Annotated in this window: 5 protein-coding genes and 1 pseudogene; all 6 read left to right on the top strand. The window is 68.9% G+C overall.

The annotated features are described in order from the left end of the window. A pseudogene (locus tag BGO22_RS05665) lies at window positions 1-157 on the top strand (ABC transporter ATP-binding protein); the annotation flags it as partial. Then, entirely contained in the window at window positions 157-942 is a 786-nt protein-coding gene (gene mlaE, locus BGO22_RS05660; RefSeq protein ID WP_286849599.1) for a lipid asymmetry maintenance ABC transporter permease subunit MlaE, read from the top strand. The pseudogene BGO22_RS05665 and the gene mlaE, both read left to right, overlap by 1 nt. 20 nt (window positions 943-962) lie before the next feature. Continuing rightward, the gene (gene mlaD / locus BGO22_RS05655; RefSeq protein ID WP_116958372.1) at window positions 963-1,451 is read left to right on the top strand and encodes an outer membrane lipid asymmetry maintenance protein MlaD; all 489 of its coding nucleotides are present in this window, start codon (window positions 963-965) and stop codon (window positions 1,449-1,451) included. 30 nt (window positions 1,452-1,481) lie between these two features. Then, window positions 1,482-2,207 (top strand): MlaA family lipoprotein, encoded by a 726-nt coding sequence (locus BGO22_RS05650; protein ID WP_204744273.1) that lies wholly within the window; start codon window positions 1,482-1,484, stop codon window positions 2,205-2,207. Window positions 2,208-2,330: 123 nt separating this feature from the next. Beyond that, complete coding sequence (locus BGO22_RS05645; RefSeq protein WP_070399150.1) at window positions 2,331-2,963, top strand: MlaC/ttg2D family ABC transporter substrate-binding protein; 633 nt, start codon at window positions 2,331-2,333, stop codon at window positions 2,961-2,963. Continuing rightward, a partial coding sequence (locus BGO22_RS05640) for an STAS domain-containing protein (RefSeq protein ID WP_286849596.1) occupies window positions 2,963-3,227 on the top strand: 265 nt, incomplete at its 3' end. The genes BGO22_RS05645 and BGO22_RS05640, both read left to right, overlap by 1 nt.

Raw genomic sequence — 3,227 nt, 5'->3', positions numbered from 1 at the left:
CAACGGCAAGATCGCCGCCCAGGGCACGCCCGACGAGGTGCGCCACAGCACCGACCCGCTGGTGGCGCAGTTCGTCAACGCCCGGGCCGACGGCCCCGTGCGCTTCCACCACCCCGCGCCCGCGCTGGCCGAGGACTTCGGCAACGGAGCCGCCTGATGCTCAAGGCACTCCACCCCGCCCATGTCGGCCGCGCCGTGCGCCAGCACATCATCGCGCTGGGCCATGGCGCGCGGCTGTTCCTGCGCCTGCTGCTCCTGGGCGGGGCGGCGCTGCGCCGCTTCGGCCTGGTGCGCGACCAGATCCACTTCCTGGGCAACCGCTCGCTGTCCATCATTGGCGTCTCGGGCCTGTTCGTGGGCTTCGTGCTGGGCCTGCAGGGCTACTACACGCTGCGCATCTACGGCGCCACCGAAGCCCTGGGCCTGCTGGTGGCGCTGTCGCTGGTGCGCGAACTGGGCCCCGTGGTGAGCGCGCTGCTGTTCGCCGGCCGCGCGGGCACCTCGCTCACGGCCGAGATCGGCCTCATGAAGGCCGGCGAACAGCTCAGCGCCATGGAGATGATGGCCGTGGACCCGGTGCGCCGCGTGCTCGCGCCGCGTTTCTGGGCCGGTGTCATCACCATGCCCTTGCTGGCGGCCGTGTTCAGTGCGGTCGGCGTGATCGGCGGCTGGGTCGTCGGCGTGGGCCTCATCGGCCTGGACGGCGGCGCTTTCTGGAGCCAGATGCAGGGTGGGGTGGACGTCTGGGACGACGTTGGCAATGGCGTCATCAAGAGCGCCGTGTTCGGCTTCGCCGTGACCTTCATCGCGCTGCTGCAGGGCTACCTGGCCCAGCCCACGCCCGAGGGCGTATCGCGCGCCACCACCCGCACGGTGGTCATGGCCTCTCTCACGGTGCTGGGCCTCGATTTCGTGCTTACCGCCATGATGTTCAGCATCTGAGGATGCGTCGGAGAAAGACCATGACCTCTTCCAAGAACGATTTCTGGGTTGGCCTGTTCGTGCTCATTGGCGGCGCGGCCATCCTGTTTCTCGCGCTGCAGTCGGCCAACCTGCTGCAGATCAGCTTCGAGCCCACCTACCGCGTCACGGCGCGTTTTGACAACGCGGGCGGCTTGAAGACCGGCGCGGCCGTGCGCTCGGCCGGGGTGGTGGTGGGGCGGGTCGAGACCATCGGCTTCGACGACAAGACCTTCCAGGCCAGCGTCGGGCTGACGCTGCAGAAGCGCTACGCCTTCCCGCGCGACAGCTCCATGAAGATCCTCACCAGTGGCCTGCTCGGCGAGCAGTACGTGGGCATCGAGCCCGGCGGCGACCCGGAGAACTTGGCCGATGGCGCCCTGGTCACGCAGACGCAGTCGGCCCTGGTGCTGGAAAACCTGATCGGCCAGTTCCTGTTCAGTCGGGCGGCCGAAGGTGGCGAAAAGAAATCCGAACCCGGCGCCCAATAAACAAAGAGCAGTCCACGACTGGGAGACCCGATGACCCCCGCACGTTCCACCCCCCGCCCCGCGCTGGCGGTGGCCGCCGCCCTGGTGCTGCTGGCCGGCTGCGCCACCGGCCCCGACGCCGACCCGAAGGACCCACTGGAGCCCTTGAACCGCGGCGTCTACCGCTTCAACGACGCGATCGACACGGCGGTGCTCAAGCCCGTGGCCACGGCCTACGTCGACATCACGCCCAGCCCGGTGCGCACCGGGGTCAACAACTTCTTCAGCAACCTGGGCGACCTATGGTCCGCCGTCAACGCCGGCTTGCAGCTGCGCCCGCGCGAAACCGCCGACAACCTGCTGCGTTTCGGCGTCAACACCGTGCTGGGCTTCGGCGGTTTGCTCGACATCGCCGGCGAGGCCGGCATTCCGCGCACGCGCATCGACTTCGGCCAGACCCTGGGCCGCTGGGGCGTGCCGTCGGGCGCCTATGTGGTGTTGCCGTTCTTTGGCCCGTCCACCGTGCGCGACACCGGTGGCCTGGTGGTGGACTGGGAGGGCGATCTGGTGGACCATGTCAACCACATTCCCACGCGCAATTCCCTCTATGCCTTGCGCGTGGTGGACACGCGCGCCGGCCTGCTGCGCGCCGGCGAGTTGTTCGAGGGCGCCGCGCTCGACAAGTACAGCCTCATGCGCGACTTCTACCTGGGCCGCCGCCAGCGCCAGATCGACGACATGATCGACAAAGGCATTGGCACGGGCGATGGGGAATAAGGCGATAGTGGGCGCTCGCTGCTGAAACGCCTCGTCACGATCCCTCGCGAACCCGTCACATTCGAGGTGCACCGCCTGGCCACAATGCGGTCACTCAGGCCACGAGCCTTGGAAAGGACTTTCATGATTTTTCTGCACCGACGTTCCTGGCTGGCCGGCATCGCGCTGGCCCTGACCGCCTTCACCTTGCCCGCCCGCGCCGCCGAGGCCCCCGACGCCATGGTCAAGCGCCTGTCCACCGAGGTGCTCGACCTGATCAAGGCCGATCCCGCCATCAAGGCCGGCAACATCGACCGCATCATGGCCGTGGTGGACGAAAAGATCATGCCGAACGTGAATTTCACGCGCATGACCGCCTCCGCCGTGGGGCGCCACTGGCGCCAGGCCACGCCCGAGCAGCAGCAGCGCCTGCAGGCCGAATTCAAGTCCCTGCTGGTGCGCACCTACTCCGGGGCCCTGAGCGAGGTGCGCGACCAGACCCTCAGCTTCAAGCCCCTGCGCATGCAGCCCGGTGATACCGAGGTGGTGGTGCGATCCGAGGTGCGTGGCCGCGGCGAGCCCATCCAGCTCGACTACCGCATGGAAAAGGCCGGCGACGGCTGGAAGATCTACGACCTCAACGTGCTGGGCCTGTGGCTGGTGGAGACCTACCGCACCCAGTTCGCCCAGGAGATCAACGCCAAGGGCATCGACGGCCTGATCCAAACCCTGGCGCAGCGCAACAAGGCTGGCGGCGCCACCGCCAAAACCAACTGATGGGCGAGGCCCGCCTGCCCGAGCGGCTGACGACAGCGGAGGCCGCGGCCACGCTGGACAGCCTGCGCCGCGCGCTGGCCGCGCAGCCGGGCGGCGCCTTCACCGTCGACGCCGGCGGGCTGCGCAGCTTCGACTCGTCCGCGGTGGCCCTGCTGCTGGAGCTGCGGCGCGAGGCCCAGCGCGCCGGGCGCTCGCTGAGCGTGACCCACTGGCCGCCGCGCCTGCGCGACCTGGTCGCCGCCTACGGCGTGCAGGAACTGCTGC

It is taken from the genome of Hydrogenophaga sp. 70-12 (genome assembly GCF_001897365.1).
Classification (GTDB): Bacteria; Pseudomonadota; Gammaproteobacteria; order Burkholderiales; family Burkholderiaceae_C; genus Hydrogenophaga; species Hydrogenophaga borbori.
Note: the sequence above shows the minus strand (reverse complement) of the source record. Positions and strands in the feature narration are given on the sequence as shown.